The 21332-nt window shown below is 60.5% G+C and carries 14 protein-coding genes; 8 read left to right on the forward strand and 6 right to left on the reverse strand.

Annotated elements, in window-relative coordinates; translation table 11 throughout:
• Positions 1 to 74 precede the first annotated feature (74 nt).
• Complete coding sequence (locus VD17_RS06815) at positions 75 to 1004, reverse strand: NAD-dependent epimerase/dehydratase family protein (protein ID WP_046053234.1); 930 nt, start codon at positions 1002 to 1004, stop codon at positions 75 to 77.
• Entirely contained in the window at positions 997 to 1881 is an 885-nt protein-coding gene (locus tag VD17_RS06820; RefSeq protein ID WP_046053235.1) for a sugar nucleotide-binding protein, read from the reverse strand. The genes VD17_RS06815 and VD17_RS06820 overlap by 8 nt, the downstream gene beginning before the upstream one ends.
• 309 nt (positions 1882 to 2190) lie before the next feature.
• Between VD17_RS06820 and VD17_RS06825 the strand changes: the two genes are divergently transcribed.
• A complete protein-coding gene (locus tag VD17_RS06825) occupies positions 2191 to 6507 on the forward strand; it encodes an Lhr family helicase (RefSeq protein ID WP_046053236.1) in 4317 nt (1438 codons plus the stop codon).
• 148 nt (positions 6508 to 6655) lie between these two features.
• Here the strand turns inward: VD17_RS06825 and VD17_RS06830 are convergent, their stop codons facing one another.
• Positions 6656 to 8785, reverse strand: coding sequence for a mechanosensitive ion channel family protein (locus tag VD17_RS06830; RefSeq protein ID WP_046053237.1), 2130 nt, complete (start codon positions 8783 to 8785; stop codon positions 6656 to 6658).
• A 357-nt stretch (positions 8786 to 9142) separates the two neighbouring features.
• Here VD17_RS06830 and VD17_RS06835 point away from each other — a divergent pair, with 357 nt between their 5' ends.
• The 5 genes from VD17_RS06835 to VD17_RS06855 all read left to right on the forward strand — a co-directional run bounded on the left by VD17_RS06835 (position 9143) and on the right by VD17_RS06855 (position 14547).
• Positions 9143 to 10345 carry an MFS transporter gene (locus tag VD17_RS06835; protein WP_046053238.1) on the forward strand — a complete coding sequence of 401 codons (1203 nt, stop codon included), beginning with the start codon at positions 9143 to 9145 and terminating at the stop codon, positions 10343 to 10345.
• Positions 10346 to 10557: 212 nt separating this feature from the next.
• Positions 10558 to 11484, forward strand: coding sequence for a DUF72 domain-containing protein (locus VD17_RS06840; protein WP_046053239.1), 927 nt, complete (start codon positions 10558 to 10560; stop codon positions 11482 to 11484).
• Entirely contained in the window at positions 11481 to 12278 is a 798-nt protein-coding gene (locus VD17_RS06845; protein ID WP_046053240.1) for an endonuclease/exonuclease/phosphatase family protein, read from the forward strand. The genes VD17_RS06840 and VD17_RS06845 overlap by 4 nt, the downstream gene beginning before the upstream one ends.
• Complete coding sequence (clsB, locus tag VD17_RS06850) at positions 12275 to 13558, forward strand: cardiolipin synthase ClsB (protein WP_046053241.1); 1284 nt, start codon at positions 12275 to 12277, stop codon at positions 13556 to 13558. Before VD17_RS06845 ends, clsB begins: the two co-directional genes overlap by 4 nt.
• Complete coding sequence (locus tag VD17_RS06855) at positions 13558 to 14547, forward strand: lysylphosphatidylglycerol synthase domain-containing protein (protein WP_046053242.1); 990 nt, start codon at positions 13558 to 13560, stop codon at positions 14545 to 14547. Before clsB ends, VD17_RS06855 begins: the two co-directional genes overlap by 1 nt.
• 197 nt (positions 14548 to 14744) lie before the next feature.
• Here VD17_RS06855 and VD17_RS06860 read toward each other — a convergent pair whose 3' ends face one another.
• From VD17_RS06860 to VD17_RS06870, 3 genes are all read right to left on the reverse strand, one after another.
• The gene (locus tag VD17_RS06860) at positions 14745 to 15503 is read right to left on the reverse strand and encodes an alpha/beta hydrolase family protein (protein WP_046053243.1); all 759 of its coding nucleotides are present in this window, start codon (positions 15501 to 15503) and stop codon (positions 14745 to 14747) included.
• The gene (locus tag VD17_RS06865; RefSeq protein ID WP_046053244.1) at positions 15493 to 16602 is read right to left on the reverse strand and encodes a DUF3182 family protein; all 1110 of its coding nucleotides are present in this window, start codon (positions 16600 to 16602) and stop codon (positions 15493 to 15495) included. The genes VD17_RS06860 and VD17_RS06865 overlap by 11 nt, the downstream gene beginning before the upstream one ends.
• A 314-nt stretch (positions 16603 to 16916) precedes the next feature.
• Positions 16917 to 17909, reverse strand: a complete 993-nt coding sequence (locus VD17_RS06870; protein ID WP_046053245.1) for a GlxA family transcriptional regulator — start codon at positions 17907 to 17909, stop codon at positions 16917 to 16919.
• A gap of 101 nt (positions 17910 to 18010) precedes the next feature.
• Here VD17_RS06870 and VD17_RS06875 point away from each other — a divergent pair, with 101 nt between their 5' ends.
• Both VD17_RS06875 and VD17_RS06880 read left to right on the forward strand, forming a co-directional pair.
• Entirely contained in the window at positions 18011 to 18565 is a 555-nt protein-coding gene (locus VD17_RS06875) for a cysteine hydrolase family protein (protein WP_046053246.1), read from the forward strand.
• 140 nt (positions 18566 to 18705) lie between these two features.
• The gene (locus tag VD17_RS06880) at positions 18706 to 20910 is read left to right on the forward strand and encodes an OsmC domain/YcaO domain-containing protein (protein ID WP_046053247.1); all 2205 of its coding nucleotides are present in this window, start codon (positions 18706 to 18708) and stop codon (positions 20908 to 20910) included.
• Positions 20911 to 21332: the final 422 nt, after the last annotated feature.

The following is a 21332-nucleotide window of genomic DNA, read 5'->3' on the forward strand; positions in this document are numbered from 1 at the left end:
ATCAGCCATACGATCGATGTCTGAGCTACAAAAAAGGCGCCTTCATAGGCGCCTTTTTCATGACTGCGTAAACCTCAGCGCCCCAACAACCGCGCCAGGCCGACACGCATCGGTGTCTGCTCCGGGTAGGTAAAGCGCTCCAGCAAACGCTGATTGTTCGCTCGCGAGTGGCGGATGTCACCGGAGCGCGCCGGGCCATAGCTCACCGGCGGCAATTGACCGACCACCGCTTCAAGGGCTTCAAGCATTTGCTTGAGGGTCGTGGCCTGGTTCCAGCCGACGTTCACCGCGCCGACTTCGACCTGCGGTTTCTCGATCGCTTGCACCAACAAGTCGACCAGGTCTTCGACGTAGACGAAATCGCGAGTCTGCTCACCGTCACCGAACACAGTGATCGGCAGGCCCTTCTGCGCGCGCTCGCTGAAAATACTGATCACCCCGGAGTACGGCGAGGACGGATCCTGGCGCGGGCCGAAGATGTTGAAGAAGCGGAAAATCACCGGTTCCAGACCATGCTGGCGACGGTAAAAATCGAAGTAATGCTCGCTCGCCAATTTGTCCGAAGCGTAAGGCGTCAACGGTGCCTTGGGCGTGTCTTCATCGATCGACTCGCCTTCGCCATTGTTGCCGTAGACCGCTGCGCTGGACGCGTACAGCACGCGTTTGACGCCGGTCTGGCGCATGGCTTCGCAGACATTCAGTGAGCCAATGAAATTGCTCTGGTGAGTCTTCACCGGGTCATCCACCGACGCCTGCACCGACGCCACTGCGGCCAGGTGCGCCACAGCGCTGCAACCGACCATCGCCTGCGCTACCAGCGCGGCGTCGGCGACATCACCCACGATCAGTTCGACGCCGGGATTGTCCAGCGGCAAGTTGCTGCGTTTGCCGGTGGAGAGGTCATCGAGAATGCGCACCGAATGGCCCTTGGCGAGTAAGGCATCGGTGAGGTGCGAGCCAATGAAACCGGCGCCGCCGGTGATTAAAACAGGGCCGTCAGCCATGGCGATAAAACCTATCCAGTAAGCCCGGGAGTGCCGCACGCCAGGCGCGGGGTTTGATCCCGAAAGTGTGCAGAATTTTCTTGCAGGCCAGCACCGCGTGCTGCGGCTCTTCGGCAGCGTCGGGCCGCGCGGCGTGAGCCTGGGCGGTCGGCGCTTCGATGGCCAGCGGATGCAGCGCGCGTGCTTCGGTGAGGATCGCCTGCCCAAGCGCCAGCGGCGTGGTCGCCTCATGCCCGGCGTAATGGTAGGTGCCCCACAGCGGCGCCGAGCAATCGAGTTGCTTGAGGACCGAGATGATCACCCGCGCGGCGTCATCCACCGGCGTCGGATTGCCCCGGCGGTCATCGGCCATCAGCAATTCTTCAGGCAGTTCGGCACGACCCAGGAAACGCCCGAGGGTGCCGTCGGGGCTGTCATCCAGCAGCCAGCCGAATCGCAGCAACACGTGTTGCGGGCAGGTGGCGCGGACGCTTTGTTCGATCCGCCACAAGGCCTGACCGCGCAGGCCCAAGGGCACCGGTTCGTCTTTTTCGCTGTAAGCGGTCGCCCGGGAGCCATCGAACACGCGATAGCTCGACGGTTGCAGCAGCACGATGTTGTGATGCTGGCACAGTTCGGCCAGACGCTCGATCGCCCGCTCCTGCCCGGCCAGACGCTGTTCGCTGACCGTCTCCGCCTGAAACCAGTCGAAGTAATAGGCGAGGTTGATCAACGCATCCGGACGGGTGTCGTCGAGCAGTTGCGTCAGGGTCGCGGCGTCCCAGCCGTCTTGCGGTGGGCGGGGGGCGAGGAAGCCGATGTCTTCCTCCGCACCGAGGCGAATCAGCGCCTGCCCAAGGGCATTTCCGCCGCCCAGTAACATAAGGCGCATTCGCATAGAGTCAGCAGGCCCAGTCTGATTGAAACAATGGCTTTATCGACACCGCTCGCGGGCGATGCCGTCGATAGTTGCCGGAATCGTTGCATTTTGCGGGTTTAGTGCGCAACCGTCATCCGTAAAGTGTAGATACCTGAGAACGGCGGCGCCTGTTCCGGCCCTATCGCGAGCAAGCTCGCTCCCACATTGGCTTTGTGTATGCCGCAGATCCCTTGTGGGAGCGAGCTTGCTCGCGATAGGGCCCTCAGCAACGACGCAGATCCCGAGCGGTACTTGCAACTTCCCCGGCTCGCCCGCATAAATTGCTGCATGAATCTGCCAATCCCGACGGACAGCGCCCTGGCAGGCTTCCACCCCGCCGTCAGCGCCTGGTTCAGCAACACCTTCCCGACGGTCACCGCCGCCCAGGCCCGAGCGTGGCCGTTGATCCGCCAGCACCGTTCGACCCTGGTCGCCGCCCCCACGGGCTCCGGCAAGACCCTCACCGCGTTCCTCGCAGTCATCGACGATCTGGTCCACCGCGCAATGGCCAACGGCGGTCATCTGCCGGATGAAACCTTGGTGGTCTACGTCTCGCCGCTCAAGGCTTTGTCCAACGACATTCAGATCAACCTGCAAGACCCGCTGGCCGGCATCACCGAGCAGTTACGCGCGATGGGCTTGCCGCAATTGCAGATCAACACCGCCGTGCGCACCGGCGATACCCCACAAAAAGACCGCTCGGCGATGCGCAAGACCGCGCCACACATTCTGGTGACCACCCCGGAATCCCTTTACGTGTTGCTTGGTTCCGACTCCGGTCGACAAATGCTCAGCACTGCCCGCACCGTGATCGTCGACGAGATTCACGCGATCGCCGCCAGCAAGCGCGGCAGCCATCTGGCTTTGAGCCTCGAGCGGCTGCAAGCGTTGTGCGCGCAACCGCTGATGCGGATTGGCCTGTCTGCCACGCAAAAACCCATCGAAGCCGTCTCGCAGTTTCTGGTTGGCCGTGGTCGCACGTGCGAAATCATCGACATCGGCCACGCCCGCCCGCGGGATCTGGACATCGAAGTGCCGCCCGTGCCCTTATCGGCGGTGATGGCCAACGACATTTGGGAACTGGTCTACGACCGCCTCGCCACCCTCGCCCGCGAACACCGCACCACGCTGATTTTCGTCAACACCCGACGCCTCGCCGAACGCCTGAGCCGTCACTTGAGCGAACGTCTCGGCAAGGAGGCGGTGGCCGCCCACCACGGCAGTCTGGCCAAGGAGTTTCGTCTCGACGCCGAACAGCGGCTCAAGCGCGGCGACCTGCAAGTGCTGATCGCCACGGCGTCCCTGGAGCTGGGGATCGATATCGGCGATGTCGACCTGGTCTGCCAGATTGCCTCGCCACGCTCGATCGCCGGGTTTCTGCAACGGGTCGGCCGCTCCGGGCACCAGGTCGGCGGCACGCCCAAGGGCCGTTTGTTCGCCACCACCCGCGACGACCTGATCGAATGCGCCGCGCTGCTCGACTGTGTGCGGCGCGGCGAACTCGACACTTTGCTGATCCCCAAGGCACCGCTGGACGTGCTGGCCCAGCAAATCATCGCCGAGGTCAGTTGCCAGGAATGGCAGGAGCAGGCGTTGCTGGAGATGTTCCGCAACGCCTCGCCGTACAGCGAACTCGACGAAAAACACTATCAAGCGCTGCTGCAGATGCTCGCCGAAGGCTACAACGGCCGCCTGGGCATCCGCAGCGCTTACCTGCACCGCGACGCCGTGACCCGCACCCTGCGCGGTCGCCGGGGCGCCAAGCTGACCGCCGTGACCAGCGGCGGGACGATCCCGGACAACGCCGACTACAGCGTTTTACTCGAACCCCAAGGGCTGAACATCGGCAGCGTCAACGAGGACTTTGCGGTGGAAAGCATCGCCGGGGATGTCTTCCAATTGGGCAACACTTCCTACCGAATCCTGCGGGTCGAAACCGGCAAGGTCCGGGTCGAAGACGCTCAGGGCCAACCGCCGACCATTCCATTCTGGCTCGGCGAAGCGCCGGGGCGCAGCGCTGAACTGTCGTTTGCCGTGGCCCGCCTGCAAGCGCAACTCGATGAGCTGCTCGGCGCCACCCCCGGTCACTTGCAGCCCGCGACCGACTGGCTGACCGACACCCTCGGCCTGAACCTGGCCAGTGCCGAACAATTGGTCGATTACCTGGCCCGTGCGCGCCTGACCCTCGGCGCCCTGCCGTCACAAGACACGCTGCTGATGGAGCGTTTTTTCGACGAGTCCGGCGGCACGCAATTGATCATCCACACGCCGTTCGGCAGCCGCATCAACCGCGCCTGGGGCCTGGCCTTGCGCAAGCGCTTCTGCCGCACTTTCAATTTCGAGTTGCAGGCCGCCGCCAGCGAAGACGCCATCGTCCTGTCGCTGTCCACCAGCCACAGTTTTGAACTCGATGATGTCTGGCGTTATTTGCACAGCAACAGCGCCGAGCACACCCTGATTCAAGCCGTGCTCGATGCACCGCTGTTCGGCGTGCGTTGGCGCTGGAATGCCGGGGTCGCTCTGGCGCTGCCGCGCTACAGTGGCGGACGCAAAGTCCCGCCGCAGATCCAGCGGATGAAAAGCGAAGACCTGATCGCCAGCGTGTTTCCCGATCAGATTGCCTGCGTGGAAAACCTCGCCGGCGAACGGGAAATTCCCGACCACCCACTGGTGGAACAAACCCTCGACGACTGCCTGCACGAGGCCATGGACAGCGAGGGCTGGCTGGCGTTGTTGCGGCGTATGGAACGTGGCGACATCCGCCTGATCAGCCGCGACCTGCCGGCGCCCTCGCCGCTGGCAGCGGAAATTCTCAGCGCCCGCCCCTACACCTTTCTCGACGATGCGCCGCTGGAAGAGCGCCGCACTCAAGCAGTGCTCAACCGCCGCTGGAGCGATCCGCAGTCCACCGACGACCTCGGTGCGCTGGATGCGGACGCGATTCAAGCCGTACGCGAGGAAGCCTGGCCAACGCCAACTGGCGTCGATGAAATGCATGAAGCGTTGATGAGCCTCGCGTGCATCACCGACGCCGAAACCCAGGCCAATCCCGACTGGCTCGACTGGCTGAATACCTTGGCCGACAGCGGTCGCGCCAGCCGCTTGCAAGTCGATGTCGGCCAAGCGCTGTGGTTGGCGCTGGAGCGGCTGACTTGCCTGAGCGCGATTTATCCACAAGCGATTTTGCAGCCACCGATGGAGGCGTTGCCCGGGTTCGATGAAGTCTGGACGGCGGACGAAGCGGTGCTGGAAGTGATTCGTGCGCGGCTCAGTGCGTTCGGTCCGTTGCCGCTGAACGCGATTGCCGAACCGCTCGGTTTACCGGCAACTCAAGCCACCCAGGCGTTGGCGCAACTGGAGCGCGAAGGCTATGTGCTGCGCGGCCAATTCACGCCCGGCACGGCGGAGGAAGAATGGTGCGAACGGCATTTGCTGGCGCGAATTCACCGCTACACCGTCAAGCGTCTGCGGCGGGAAATCGAGCCCGTGGCGTTGCAGGATTTCATGCGCTTCCTGTTCGACTGGCAGCATCTGTCCACCGCGAGCCAGGGTCAGGGCCGCGCAGTGTTGCCCGCGATTGTTGGTCAGTGTGAAGGCTACCCCGCCGCCGCTTCAGCCTGGGACAGCGATATTTTGCCGGCGCGAATAAAAGACTATTCAGCGAGTTGGCTGGATGACCTGTGTCGCAGCGGCAAACTGGTGTGGACTCGCCTGACCGCACGTAACAAGAGCGCCAGCACGGCGTTGCGCAGCACGCCGATTCTGCTATTACCGCGCAGTCAGGTCGGGCTGTGGAGCGGGTTGACCGAGCAGACGCCGGCCAGCGAACTGTCACCCAAGACGCAAAAAGTCTACGAAGCCCTGAGCCAACACGGCGCGCTGTTTTTCGATGAGCTGACTCACGAAGCCCACCTGCTGCGCTCGGAACTGGAGATCGCCTTGCAGGAACTGGTCGGCGCCGGGTTGGTGAATGCCGACAGCTTCGCCGGCCTGCGAGCGCTGATCACCCCGGCCAGCAAACGCCAGAATCGCAGCAGCCGACGCGGGCGCGGAGCGTTTGCCGGCGGGATGGACGATGCCGGGCGCTGGGCCTTGCTGCGACGCGGCGCGCAAGCTCCGGTTGTGGATAACAAACGTCCGGCACCGACGCCGACCGACACCCTTGAACATATCGCCATGACCTTGCTCCGGCGCTACGGCGTGGTGTTCTGGCGCTTGCTGGAGCGTGAAGCGGATTGGTTGCCGAGCTGGCGGGAATTGCTGCGCACTTTCCATCGACTGGAAGCGCGAGGCGAGATCCGCGGCGGGCGGTTTGTCAGTGGCTTGGCCGGTGAACAGTTTGCGTTGCCCGAGGCCATTCCGTTACTGCGTGAGGTGCGGCGACGGCCGCATGACGGGAGTTTGATTGCCGTGTGCGGGGTTGATCCGCTGAACCTCGCCGGGACGCTTTTACCGGGAGTAAAAGTGCCGGCATTGGCGAGTAATCGATTGGTGTATCGCGATGGATTGCCCGCCGCTGCCGAAATCGCTGGCAAGCAGACTTTCTGGCTGGAGCTGGATCAGCAATCGACTGCCGAACTGCACAACAAACTGATCAGGCATTGATGTTGTCGGCACCGGCCTCATCGCGAGCAGGCTCGCTCCCACAAGGGATCTGTGTCGGTCACAAAACTTTGCTCAGACACTGATCCAATGTGGGAGCAGCCGGTCGACGCTCGATTGCTCGCGATGAGGCCATCAGCCCCAACACAAATCATTGAGTTCTCGGCTGATCCGGCAGGAACACCGATGAATGCTCCGATGCAAGCCCATCGCTTTGCAGTGACTCAACAGCCTGTCTGGGCATCAACACCTGCTGTGGATAAGTCTGCGCGAAATGCACCCATGGGCTGTTATCCACAAGCTTTTTCAAACGCTGGTTGAACGCGCGACTCACTGCGTATTGCCCACCCGACACAGTGCGGAACTGTGCCGTCAGCACCACGCCGTTGAGGTCCATCTTGTCGACACCAAACACATCCAGCGGCCCTTGCAGGTTGTACTTGAGGAACGCGTCTTCGCGGATGGAATCCCCGGCCTCGCGGATCAACTCGATAGCCTTGTCGACATCGGTGTCGTAGGTGAACTGCACCGAGAAAAAGGCATAGGCGAATTGCCGTGATTGATTGGTCACGGCCTTGATCTGACCGAACGGCACCGAATGCACAAACCCCTTGCCGTCGCGCAGGCGCAAGGTGCGGATCGTCAGGCCTTCGACGGTGCCGGCGTGGCCAGAGTCGAGCACCACCCAATCGCCAATCGACAACGTGTCTTCGATGATGATGAACAACCCGGTGATCACGTCCTGCACCAATTGCTGGGAACCGAAACCGATCGCCAGCCCCACGACACCGGCACCGGCCAGAAAAGGTGCAACGTTGATCCCCAGATTCGCCATGGTGGTGATGGCGCAGATCACCACCAGGATGATTTTGATCGCGTTGCGCAGCAGCGGCAGGATGGTTTTGATCCGGGTACTGGGCTGGCGCGCCGAGCGTTTGCTGACAGGTGGTTTCAGGGCTTCCTGAATCGCCGTGTCCAACACCACCCAGACCATCCAGGTCACCAGGAAAATCAAACCGATACGGCTCAGGGAATCGCTGATCGCCCGGCCGACCGAATTGCTCACCGCAAATTCGAACAGCGATACACCCCAGATGCGCCCCAGGACATCGATGAACACAATCGCCAAGGCGATGCGCAGCAATGCATGCGAAAGGCTGAGAAAGCGTTCTTTGTAGGCACTGCTGCGGCGCACGGACAACTCACTGCGCGACTTGAACAGGTGATGCAGCGATGTGCTGAGAAACACCGTCGCAATCAGCAACACCGTGGTAAACAGCGCACAGCGCAGTACTTTCTGGTTGTCATCGCCAATGCCGATCAGGTTGATCACAGACACCAGCACCATCAACAGAATCGGCCAGTACCAGAGCCCGGAAAAGATCCGCAGCATTTCACGCAAGGCCGGCTGACTCAGGCGCTGGGCCAACGGCAAGATGCGGATCAGATGGGCGACTGGACGGCGCATTTTGAACACCAGAAGACCGAATGCGATCGACGCAGCCATCCCGGTGAACACCGCGATACTGCTGGTGAGATTGCCACCGAGCAGGCGGGCGATCTGCGGACTGGTCAAGGCGTCGCTCAGGGCCACTAGGAAGCCGATGACAAAGAGCGGTCGCGGGCTGTACTGACGAATAATCTGCACCGCTCGGCGCTTGTGACCAGCGTTGAACAGCACCACCAGCGACAACAGCAACGACGCGGCGAAAATGCCGCTGCTGGTGGCATAGGCGAAACACAATGCCAGCGCCCGGCCAGCGGACACTTGCAAGAAATGGCTGACATACAGCGTCAGCGGCAGGCTGATCAGCGCCGGAATCGTGTAGGGCAACACATAACCCAGTAAAGCCTGACCACGCTCGCGAGTGAGCAGCAGACGGTTCTGACACAGACGTTTGGTGAGCAGCCCTCCCAGTAGCCAGAGCAGCGCAAAGACGCCCATCCACACACCGGACAACAGCAGGAAATCCCCCGCCACGCTCCAGCTCGAGCGGGACGACGGGTGATTGACCAGTTGATCCACCTCAACCGCTGCCCGGTCTGCACGCAGACGCCAAGCGTCCAGCAGGTCCTCGTTGAGATCCAGTTTTCCCTGGACTTCATCAATGCTCGAACTGATGGCACCTAGCAAACCACCCTGCACCAGCGGTTCGGGGTGGGCCAGTGGTGTCGTGGCGGTGGCCGCCGCCGGCACACCCGGTAGTGCGGCAGCCTCCAGCTCGTTGCTGCCCAGAATCAGCAACGCCCCCAGTAGTATCGCGGTCTTGAACTTGAACAAACGCGGTGCTCCTGCAAATGGGTCTGTAAGGAACTGATCGGGAAAGTGTAGGCAAGTTCGGTTATTGGGTGAAATCAAGGGCCACCCCTCACCCCAGCCCTCTCCCCAGAGGGGAGAGGGGAAAGGGAGCAGATCTCCATGGCTTTCCGGACCTGAGTTCGACTCCGAATATTCAGGTCGCAGTATTTCGAAAGACACGTCGGTCAGTCCCCTCGCCCCTTTGGGGAGAGGGTTAGGGTGAGGGGCGCTTTTGATCTTTGCGCACAAAGCAAATCTCAAATGCCCATCCCTGTATTTTTCCACACAACCCAAACCCCGACACTGCGCTCCATCAATCAATCCACCGGAGTTGCAGCCATGCCCATTGCCTTGCTCGCGCTGACCCTCAGCGCCTTCGCCATCGGGACGACCGAGTTCGTCATCGTTGGCCTGTTACCCACCATCGGCGCCGACCTTGGCGTCAGCCTGCCGTCCGCCGGCCTGCTGGTCAGCCTCTACGCATTGGGCGTTGCCATTGGCGCCCCGGTGCTGACCGCCCTCACCGGCAAAGTCCCGCGCAAAATGCTGCTGTTGTCGCTGATGGTGCTGTTCACCCTCGGCAACCTGCTGGCCTGGAAAGCGCCGAGTTACGAGTCGCTGGTCATTGCGCGGATCGTCACCGGTCTGGCCCACGGGGTGTTCTTCTCGATTGGTTCGACCATCGCCACCAGCCTCGTGCCGAAGGAAAAAGCCGCCAGCGCGATCGCCATCATGTTCACCGGCCTGACCGTGGCACTGGTCACCGGCGTACCACTGGGGACGTTCATTGGTCAGCATTTCGGCTGGCGTGACACCTTCCTCGCGGTTTCTGCACTGGGCGTGATCGCGTTCATTGGCAGCCTGCTTTACGTGCCGAAAAACATTGCCCACAGCAAACCGGCTTCACTGTTGCAGCAATTGCAGGTGCTCAAGCAACCCCGTCTGCTGCTGGTGTACGCCATGACCGCGGTCGGTTACGGCGGCTCGTTCATCGCGTTCACCTTCCTGGCTCCGATTCTTCAAGACATTTCCGGCTTCAGCGCCAGCACCGTCAGCCTGGTGCTGCTGGTCTACGGCATCTCGGTGGCCGTCGGTAACATCTGGGGCGGCAAACTGGCGGACAAACGCGGCCCGATCAGCGCCCTGAAAATCATCTTCGCCCTGCTCGCTGCGGTGTTGTTCGTACTAACCTTTACCGCCGGCAACCCATGGCTGGCCCTGGCCACCGTGCTGGTCTGGGGTGCGGTTGCGTTCGGCAACGTGCCGGGCCTGCAGGTTTACGTGGTGCGTCAGGCCGAACATCACACCCCGCATGCGGTGGACGTAGCGTCGGGCCTGAACATCGCCGCGTTCAACCTCGGCATTGCTGGTGGCGCGTGGGGCGGTGGCTTGATCGTTGCTCACATGGGCCTGATTCATACCGCGTGGATTGGTGGTCTGGTGGTGCTGGTCGCGTTGGCATTGACGGCGTGGAGCGGTCGTCTTGATCGGTTGGGTCCGGTGTATGCCGAAAGCTCGACCCAGGTTGTTGCCGGACACTAAACCCTGTGGGAGCGAGCTTGCTCGCGATGACGGCAGCACATCCAGCATTGATGTAACTGACACACCGCTATCGCGAGCAAGCTCGCTCCCACATTTTGATCGGTGGTGTTTGGTTGAGCGTGTGCCGTCCGTAGTCCCGTCGAAACTTTCTCGCCTGCCCCGCAGTCATCAAAAGACAGGGGCAGTCCGAGAACCATCAGACGGGAGGCGACATGGCGGCGATCCACATCGGTATTTCAGGCTGGCGCTACACGCCCTGGCGGGGGGATTTCTACCCGAAGGGGCTGACCCACAAGCGCGAATTGCAATTCGCCTCACGGGCGGTCAACAGCATCGAAATCAATGGATCGTTTTACGCCCTGCAACGGCCCGAACGTTATGCCCAGTGGTACGCCGAAACCCCGAGGGGCTTCGTTTTCAGCGTCAAAGCCCCGCGTTTCATCACCCACATCAGGCGACTGCGGGACGTCCATAAACCCTTGGCGAATTTCTTTGCGTCCGGGGTACTGGAACTCAAAGAAAAACTCGGCCCGATCCTCTGGCAATTCCCGCCCAACTTCAAATTCGATGCCGAGTTGTTCGAGACCTTCCTGGAGCAGTTGCCGCACAACACCGAAGAGGCCGCCGCCCTCGCCCGCCAGCATGATGCGCACGTGAACGGTCACGCCAGCCTGCAGGCCTACGGGAAAAAGCCTTTGCGCCATGCCTTAGAAATCAGAAACGAGAGCTTCGTCGACCCCGCCTTCATCCGCCTGCTCAAACGCTATAACGCGGCCCTCGTCATCGCCGACACCGCCGGTAAATGGCCGTACCGCGAAGACCTCACCAGCGACTTCGTTTACCTGCGCCTGCACGGTGCCGAAGAACTTTATGCCAGCGGTTACACCCCCGAGGCGCTGAAACGCTGGGGTGACCGGATCGAGGCCTGGTATCACGGCCAGCAACCGCCCGACCCGCACCTGATCGCACCTCGGCAAAAGCCCAAGGCGCGCAAGTCCCGTGAGGTGTTTTGCTACTTCGACAACGACATCAAAGTCCGCGCCCCCTTCGATGCCCGCCGCTTGCTGGAGCGCTTTCATCTGGATAAAGACCTCGCCACCCGCCCCGGTGAACTGGCCGCCGAAGGAGTGCTGTCATGAGCATTTCCGAACCGGTCGGCACCACCGACGAACAGCAACCCATCATCACCTCCGTGCGCCGCTTCACCGTGCTGACGGTCAACACGCACAAGGGTTTCACCGCGCTCAACCGGCGTTTCATCCTGCCCGAATTACGCGAAGCGGTGCGCAGTGTGTCCGCCGACGTGGTGTTTTTGCAGGAAGTCCACGGCACCCACGAGCATCATCCCCAGCGTTACAGCAATTGGCCGGCAATGCCGCAATACGAATTCCTCGCCGACACGCTGTGGCCGCAGTTCGCCTATGGGCGCAACGCGGTCTATCCGGCGGGCGATCACGGCAATGCGCTGCTGTCGAAATTCCAGATCATTCGCCACGACAACCTCGACGTTTCCATCAGCGGTCACGAGAATCGCGGCATCCTGCATTGCGTGCTGCGCCTGCCCGGTGACGGCCAGGAAGTGCATGCCATTTGTGTGCATCTGGGCCTTCACGAAACCCACCGGACCGAACAACTCAAGTTGCTGGCCCAGCGTATTGAAGAACTGCCTAGCGATGCCCCGGTGATCGTTGCCGGTGACTTCAACGACTGGCGCCAGCGCGCCGATGCACTGCTCAACCCCTGCGGTTTGCGGGAGGTTTTCGCCGAACTCCACGGCAAACCGGCGCGCAGTTTTCCAGCACGTTTGCCAGCGTTGCGCCTTGATCGCATCTACGTGCGCAACCTCAAGGCCAGTCAGCCACAAGTGCTGGCCGCGCGGCCCTGGTCACACCTTTCCGACCACGTACCGCTGTCGGTGGAGATCGAGCTATGAGCAGCCCATCGATGGATAAAACCGATGTGGAGCACTTATCCACAACCCCGCCGATCCGTGAACCGGGCGTGGTCGACGTCGAATATGGCTGGCAAGGCAACAACCGCGTAGAGCTGCTGGAAAACGGCGAAGCGTATTTCCCTCGGGTGTTCGAGGCCATGCGTCAGGCGAAGACTGAAATCCTCCTGGAAACCTTCATTGTGTTTGAGGACAAGGTCGGTGATGAGCTACAGGAAGTCCTGATCGCCGCCGCTCAACGCGGCGTGCGGATCACCGCCAGTCTCGATGGCTTTGGCTGCGGTGAACTGAGCACGGGATACCTCGCTGCCCTGAGCGAGGCCGGCGTGCACATCCAGATTTTCGACCCCGCGCCCAAACGTCTGGGCATCCGCACCAACTGGTTCCGCCGCCTGCACCGCAAGATCGTGGTGGTCGATGGCACGATTGCGTTCATCGGCGGCATCAACTTTTCTGCCGACCATCTGGCTGACTTCGGCCCTGAGGCCAAGCAGGATTATTCCGTTGAAGTGCAAGGCCCGGCGGTGGCCGACATTCATCACTTCGCCTTGCTGCAATGCGGTCGCCCGGCTCGCGCCAAATACTGGTGGCAACGACGCAGGCAACGGCGCTCGGAACTGGCGTTCACCGAACATGACGGCCAGGTTCGCCTGGTGTACCGCGACAACGGCGAGCACCCGACTGATATCGAAGAGGTTTACCGGCAGGTGCTGCGCAGTGCCCAACGCCGGGTAGTGATCGCCAATGCCTACTTCTTTCCGGGCTATCGCCTGCTGCGCGAGATCCGCAACGCGGCGCGCCGTGGCGTCGATGTGCGGCTGATCCTGCAAGGTCAGCCCGACATGCTGGTGGCCAAACTCGCCGCGCGCATGACCTATGACTACCTGCTCAAATCCGGTGTGCAGATTCACGAATATTGCGAGCGTCCACTGCACGGCAAAGTCGCGCTGGTGGATGAAGATTGGAGCACGGTCGGTTCGAGCAACCTCGACCCGTTGAGCCTGTCCATGAACCTGGAAGCCAATGTGTTGATCCGCGATCGCACTTTCAACCGCGACCTGTTCGAGCGCCTCGAAGACCTGAGTAACAACCATTGCAAGGTCATGTGCGCCGACAAAGCCCCGCGCGGACGGGTCTGGCACATGACCGTCGGCTTTCTGGTGTTTCACTTTCTGCGCCACTTCCCGGCTTGGGCCGGTTGGCTGCCGGCGCATAAACCGCGCCTGAAACCTTTTACCCATTCCGCCGGGGGTGACACCTGATGAGCCACTCAGATACACAACCGGCGACCCACGCCGAAACGCCGGGCACACGCCGCTGGAGCCGCTGGAAACGGCCGCTGACGATGCTGTTTTTCCTGGCGCTGATTGTGCTGTTCACGATGCTTGCCCAGCGCCTCGAATGGGATGAAGTGTTCGACAACCTCGCCGATTTCAAGGTGCGTACGCTGATCATCGCGTCAGGTCTGACCGTGGTGAGTTTTCTGGTTTACGCCTGCTTCGACCTGATCGGCCGTACCTACATTCGCCAGGACCTGACGTGGAAGCAGATCCTGCCGGTGGGGATTATCAGCTATGCCTTCAACCTCAATCTGAGCGCTTGGGTCGGCGGTATTGCCATGCGTTATCGGCTGTATTCGCGACTCGGGGTGAGCAAGGGCAACATCGCGAAAATTTTAGGGTTGAGCCTCGCGACAAACTGGTTCGGTTACATGGTGATTGCCGGTGCAGTGTTCAGCAGCGGCCTGGTGCGAATGCCGCCAGGCTGGAAGCTGAGCAGCGGTGCATTGCAAGGGGTGGGCGTGTTGTTGCTGTTGTTGAGCGCGGGGTACCTGGCAGCGTGTCAGTTTTCCAAGCGTCGGGAGTGGGCAATACGCGGGGTGGAAATCAACCTGCCGTCCCTGCGCATGGCGGTGCTGCAACTGGCCCTCGGGGCGCTGAACTGGTCGCTGATGGCGGCGGTGATTTTCACCTTGCTGCCGAGCAAGCTGGATTACCCGCTGGTGCTCGGGGTGTTGCTGATCAGCGCGATTGCCGGGGTTATCACGCACATCCCCGCCGGGCTCGGCGTGCTTGAAGCGGTGTTCGTGGCGCTGCTGCAACATGAAGTGTCCCGAGGCAGTCTCGTGGCCGGATTGCTGGCCTATCGGGCGATTTATTTCATCTTGCCGTTACTGATTACCCTGGTGATGTACCTGATCGTGGAAGCCAAGGCCAAGTCGTTGCGGATCTCGAAAAAGCCCCGGGATTAACAGCCTAATGCCAATCAGTTTAGAACGACTCAATCCGTAGCAGCTGGCGAAGCCTGCGTTCGGCTGCGAAGCAGTCGTAAAACCTGAGCTTGCGGTCCTCCTGAAACACCGCATCGTCTGATTTCACGACTGCTGCGCAGCCGAACGCAGGCTTCGCCAGCTGCTACGGATCGCGTTTTGGCTTAACTGATTGGTTTTCACGATGACTGAATAATGCTCAACCGCTCGCCCACCACCATTTCGGTGATCCAGCCCACCAGGATCGAGGTGTACGCCTGTTGCGAAACGGGTTCGCTCAAGGCGTGATCGGCGCCGTCGATAATCCGGTGGGTCAGCGAGTGGGTCTGCTGACAGGCCGCGCGGTAACTCATGATCGTCGCGTGGGGCACATAGTCGTCGGTCTCTGATTCGACCAGCAGCACATCCCCGGTGAATTGCGAACAGGCATACAGCGCACGATTGCTGTCGGCACGGACTAACGTGCTGCGGTAATCACGTAAATCGAGCTTGTCCAGGTCACGTTTGGGCGTGTGCCATTGATCATCGCGATACAGCGCCGGCACCCGCAACGCCAGCCAGCGCACCGGACGCAACGATGTCAGGATCGAGGCCAGGTAACCGCCATAACTGGTGCCGACCACGGCAATCGCCGATGTATCGAGCGCCGGGTGCGCGAGCAAGCGGTCATACGCCGCCAGCAGGTCGCGCAGGTTGTCTTCGCGCGTGACTCGACTCAGCGCAATACCGGCCCCACCGGTATGTCCGCGCAAGTCGAACGTCAGGCACACGCACCCCAAACCGGCGATGCCTTTCGCCCGTTCCAGGTCCCGCTCCTGACTGCCGCCCCAACCGTGCACAAAGAGCACGCCGGGCACTTTCGATTTTGGACTGAGAAAGGTCCCGACCATCTGTTCATCGTCGATGTCGATTTGAATGGTTTCGCTTCTAGCCGTCATAGGATTTAACCGTTACGTACTTGAGGAGAAAGTCACTGTTTTGCGCCGGCCCGCGATACACCTCAATGGCGTCCGCCGGCAGCGGCTGGTCGATGTAGGTCTCGACCGACGACACGCGAATCGCGCGCATCCCGGGGTCGTTGACGAAGCTCTGCAAGGCGGCGACTTCAGCGCTGCTGGCACCGCCCATCCGCCAGGATTGCTCGAGCACGCCGCTACGCTGTTTGCCATTACTGTCCACGCCTTGGGCGATGTCGTAGTTGCGCCGCGAGGCGTAGAAACCGGGATAAGCCTCATCCGCGGCACGGTCAAACACTTGCGCCTGCCGGATTGCCAGCCGCACATCGTCCGGCAGTTCCAGTTCGAGCAAATCGTCGTAGTGACCCCGCACCACCAGCAGGTTGGACCCTCCATAAACCTGCTCGCCCTGACCGTCTTCGGTCAAGTATTGATCACCGCAATAACTCAGCACCGTGTCGCCGATAAAACTCTGACCGACGCTGTGGGTGATCACCTGGTCCAGATCCTGCTCCAGCACCACGCCTTCGGTGAACAGCGCTTTGGCCTCGGGTCTGGCGAGGATGGCATCGAACTGGTCGAGGCTTTTGATCACTTCCTGACCGCGCCCGGCGCAGGCGTGAATAGGCTTGATGCGGATCGGGCCGCTGTAGAGCAGATGCTCCGCCGCAGGACGCGCATCGTCCATGGAGAAAACACTGAGGCCGTCGAGCACCACGCTGCGCACCCGTTCGGAAAACAACGGTGACCAGCCTTCCGGTGCGTGAGCATCTTTGTTGCGTAACCCGTGGCTGATGGCTTTGGTGCAGATGAAATCATGGTCGACATAACCGCCCCACAAATCCTCCGGCCCCTTGACGCCTAATTGCCGGGCGGCAGCGACGCCCACAAGCGTCTGGGTCGGCAACAGATACAGGTCTCGCCCGTTGTGCAATTCGGGGTCGTAACTGCCGCCGTATTTAAGCCCCAGGATCTGCGCCAGCCAACGGGCCAGCGCACGATTGGTTTCCACTTCGTGCAACGGCGCCTCGGGGCGCACGGAGTGGGCGACCACCAGTTTCTTGCGATTTGTTGGGGTCATGCGTCCCCCTTCAATCTGCGCTTGATGAATGTAATAGGAGGGGTGCAGAGATCAGGCCAAGGGGGGCCAAAGACAAACGTTTTTCAAATCAGCCAGTTACGAAAAACATGATGGCACCCTGCCTGTTTGATTCTGCACGACAAGGGTTTCAACTCTGGCATTTTGCACGACTCAAGCCTGGCGCATGTCCCTGTGGGAGCGAGCTTGGTCCGGGCGGCGTTCCGACGATGGGGCCATGCCTTTCACTATTGATGTTGCCTGACACACCGCTATCGCGAGCAAGCTCGCTCCCACAGGGGATAGGGGTGATGCAGCTAACGAGTTACTGCAGTCGGCGTCACCCCAAACCGTGTCCGGTAATCACTTGGCGCCAACCCGGTAATCTTCTTGAACGTCGCCCTAAAGGCACTCGGATCCTGATAACCCACCGTCCAGGCAATGTGATCGATGGTGCCGTTGGTGAACTCCAGCATTTCCCGCGCCTTGCCGACCCGCAGGTGCTGGCAGTACTCAGTGGGTTTGAGTCCGGTTGCCGCGCGAAACCGACGCAGGAATGTGCGTTCTTCCAGCCCTGCCCGCTCGGCCATCGTCGCCACCGACACATCGGTCGCTCCGGTGCTCTGCAGCCAATGCTGGACCTTAAGAATCGAGGCATCGCCATGGCTGAGAATCGGTGAAAAATTGCTGCCGCATTCACTCGCGCTGTCGCTGTGCTCCACCACCAAAAACCGCGCGGTACTGGTGGCGATGCTTGGCCCCAGCAGGCGGTTGACCAGACGCAAGCCCAGTTCGGACCAGGCCATCAACCCGGCGGTGGTGATCAGGTCGCCGTCGTCAACGATGGGCGTATCGGCCTTGAGGTTGATCGCCGGGTAACGCTCGGCGAAGGCTTTGGCCGAGGTCCAGTGGGTGGTAGCGCTACGGCCGTCGAGCAGGCCGCTCTCGGCCAACAGAATCGATCCCACACAAACTCCGCCGAGTGTCGCGCCATTGGCGTGTTGCTGACGCAGCCAGCGAAACAGCGCCTGAGGTGCCTGGCCTTCGGAAAAACCGGCAATCGACGGCGGGATCAACACCGCCACCAACGCGCCGTCCGCAGCAGGATGACTGTCGTAGACCCGCTCGGGCGTCTGCTCGCCATCAACCTGCCAATGGCTGACCCGCAGCAACGGCAACTGCGCCGCCTGATGCTCGGCGGCAATCCGGTTCGCCACCCCGAATAAGTCTGTCAATCCATGCACCGCCGCCATCTGCGCACCGGGATAGATCAGCACGCCCAACTCGGCGATTGGCCTTTCTGCGTCCATTGTCAGTTTTCCCCCTTCTATTGTCGGTGCGGCCAATTCTCGGACGGCCTACCAGACCCAATACTTCATTCCACACCAACAAGCACGTCGAGGAAACAGTCATGGCCAAGCAAGCACTCATCGTAGTTGATATCCAAAACGACTACTTCCCCCAAGGCAAGTGGCCGCTGGTCGGCGCCGATGCCGCGGCGGACAATGCCGTTCGTCTGCTCAAAGCCTTCCGCGATGCCGGTGATTCGGTGGTGCACATCCGCCACGAATTCACCTCCGACGAAGCCCTTTTCTTCACCCCGGGTTCAGAAGGCGCGAAGCTGCACCCCAAAGTCCTGAATCGCGCCGATGAGCCGGTCGTGCTCAAGCACTTCGTCAACTCGTTCCGTGAAACACAACTGAAATCGATCCTCGACGAACAAGGCATCAAGGAGCTCGTGGTCGTCGGCAGCATGAGCCACATGTGTGTCGATGGCATCACCCGCGCCGCCGCGGACTTTGGCTACAGCGTTACCGTGATTCACGACGCCTGTGCCTCCCGTGACCTGGAGTTCAACGGCCTCACCGTTCCGGCCGCCCACGTTCACGCCGCCTTCATGTCGGCCTTGGGTTTTGCCTATGCCAGCGTAGTGTCCACCGACGAGTTCCTGGCGGAGCAACACTGATCAACGCTTTTTCATCCGACGCGCCCTAAACAAAGAAGGCCAGTCGCGTGAGCACATGACTGGCCTTTTTTCTGAGACTTACGGCCGAAATACCGGATAATGGCGGCCAAATCGTCTAGCCGTAATTCTGGTAATCCCCCATGGAAATCAAGGTCAACTTTCTCGACAACCTTCGACTTGAAGCCAAGTTCGACGACTTCACGGTGGTGGCCGATCAACCTATCCGCTACAAGGGCGATGGCTCGGCACCGGGTCCGTTCGACTACTTCCTGGCTTCGTCGGCGTTGTGTGCGGCTTATTTCGTGAAGCTGTACTGCGACACTCGCAGTATTCCGACCGAAAACATCCGCCTGTCGCAGAACAACATTGTTGATCCGGAAAACCGCTACAACCAGATTTTCAAGATCCAGGTCGAGTTGCCGGCGGATATTTCCGACAAGGACCGCCAGGGCATCCTGCGTTCCATCGACCGGTGTACCGTGAAAAAAGTGGTCCAGGCCGGGCCTGAGTTTGTGATCGAAGAGGTGGAAAACCTCGACGCCGATGCCCAAGCGTTGTTGATGCCTGCCACCAATTCAGAGGCGCACACCTATATCGCGGGCAAGGATCTGCCGCTGGAGCAGACCATCGCCAATATGTCGGCCATTCTGGCGGACCTGGGCATGAAGATTGAAATTGCCTCTTGGCGCAATATCGTTCCCAACGTGTGGTCGCTGCATATCCGCGATGCGCACTCGCCGATGTGTTTTACCAACGGCAAGGGCGCAACCAAGGAAGGCGCGCTGGCGTCGGCGTTGGGCGAGTTTATCGAGCGACTCAACTGCAACTTCTTCTACAACGATCAGTTTTGGGGCGAAGAGATCGCCAACGCGCCGTTTGTGCATTACCCGGACGAACGCTGGTTCAAGCCTGGCCGTAAAGATGAACTGCCGGCCGAAATCCTCGACGCGTACTGCCTGAAGATTTACAACCGCGACGGCGAGTTGCGTGGCTCCCACCTGATCGACACCAACTCGGGCAATGAAGAGCGCGGCATCTGCTCGCTGCCATACGTGCGCCAGTCGGACGGCGAAGTGGTGTATTTCCCGTCCAACCTGATTGAAAACCTGTTCTTGAGCAATGGCATGAGTGCCGGCAACACGCTGGCCGAAGCCCAGGTGCAATGCCTGTCGGAGATCTTCGAGCGTGCGGTAAAACGCGAAATCATCGAAGGTGAATTTGCACTGCCGGATGTGCCCGCCGATGTGCTGGCGAAGTACCCCGGGATACTGGCCGGTATTCAGGCGCTGGAAGAGCAAGGGTTCCCCGTATTGGTGAAGGATGCATCCCTGGGCGGTGAATTCCCGGTGATGTGCGTCACGTTGATGAACCCGCGTACCGGCGGTGTGTTCGCCTCATTCGGCGCGCACCCGAGCCTGGAAGTGGCGCTGGAGCGCAGCCTGACCGAACTGCTCCAGGGCCGCAGTTTCGAAGGCCTCAACGACTTGCCCCAGCCGACGTTTGAAGGCCATGCGGTGACCGAGCCGAATAACTTCGTCGAGCACTTCATCGATTCCAGCGGCGTGGTGTCGTGGCGCTTCTTCAGCTCCAAGTCCGATTACGAATTCGTGGAGTGGGACTTCTCCGGCCAGGGTGAAAACTCGAATACCGACGAAGCCGCGACCTTGTTCGGCATTCTCAAAGGCATGGGCAAAGAAGTGTATATGGCGGTCTACGAGCATATCGGTGCGACGGCGTGCCGCATCCTGGTGCCGGACTATTCGGAAATCTATCCCGTGGACGACCTGATCTGGGATAACACCAACAAAGCGCTTTTCTTCCGCACCGATATCCTGAACCTGCATCGCCTGGACGACGACGAACTGCAAGCGCTGGTTGAGCGCCTGGTGGAAAGTGAGCTGGATGACTACACCGACATCACCTCCCTGATCGGCATCGAATTTGACGACAATACGGCCTGGGGTCAGCTGACGATCCTGGAGTTGAAGCTGCTGATTTATCTCGCCTTGCAGCAATTTGAACAGGCGAAAGAGGCAGTGGAGATGTTCCTCCAGTACAACGACAACACGGTTGAGCGCGGCTTGTTCTACCAAGCCGTCAACGCGGTGCTGGAGATGAAGCTGGACGAAGACCTGGAACTGGAAGACTACGAGGCCAATTTCCGCCGGATGTTTGGCAACGAACGAATGGATGCCGTGATCGGCTCGGTCGATGGCAGCGTGCGATTCCATGGTTTGACGCCGACCAGCATGAAACTGGAGGGGCTCGACAGGCACTTGCGCTTGATCGAGAGCTACAAAAAACTGCATACCGCGCGGACCAACGTGACGACGCTATCCAGTTAACGGCGCCCACAAAAAAGCGAAGCCAGATGGCTTCGCTTTTTTTTACTGGCTGGATCGCTGCTTTTTAGAACGGTTATAAACACCAGAAACCTGACCGCCTTACCGAGTGAGTGAGTGAGTGACCAATAAACATTGGGGATGACGATCGTTATGAATTGGAAACATAAGAAGAGAGTAAGATTTTTCGTGTAATTTCAGCGCGTAATGAGGGAAAAGCTCGTCGCAAACTTTACAAAACACTCCAATGATCCGCCCCTATCTCGGACAGCTTCGCGCCAACTTTAAGCCGACGAACGGTATACCTCAGACGCCTCTCACCCATCAGATTAGGCATGTCCGCCGTGTGAGATATTCGCTCACGGCTACCTACACACGGGCTAGCCAGAGCTATGGCACAATAGTGTCATCTGCATGGAGCCCGA

The sequence above is a fragment of the Pseudomonas fluorescens genome, from assembly GCF_000968015.1.
Classification (GTDB): Bacteria; Pseudomonadota; Gammaproteobacteria; order Pseudomonadales; family Pseudomonadaceae; genus Aquipseudomonas; species Aquipseudomonas fluorescens_W.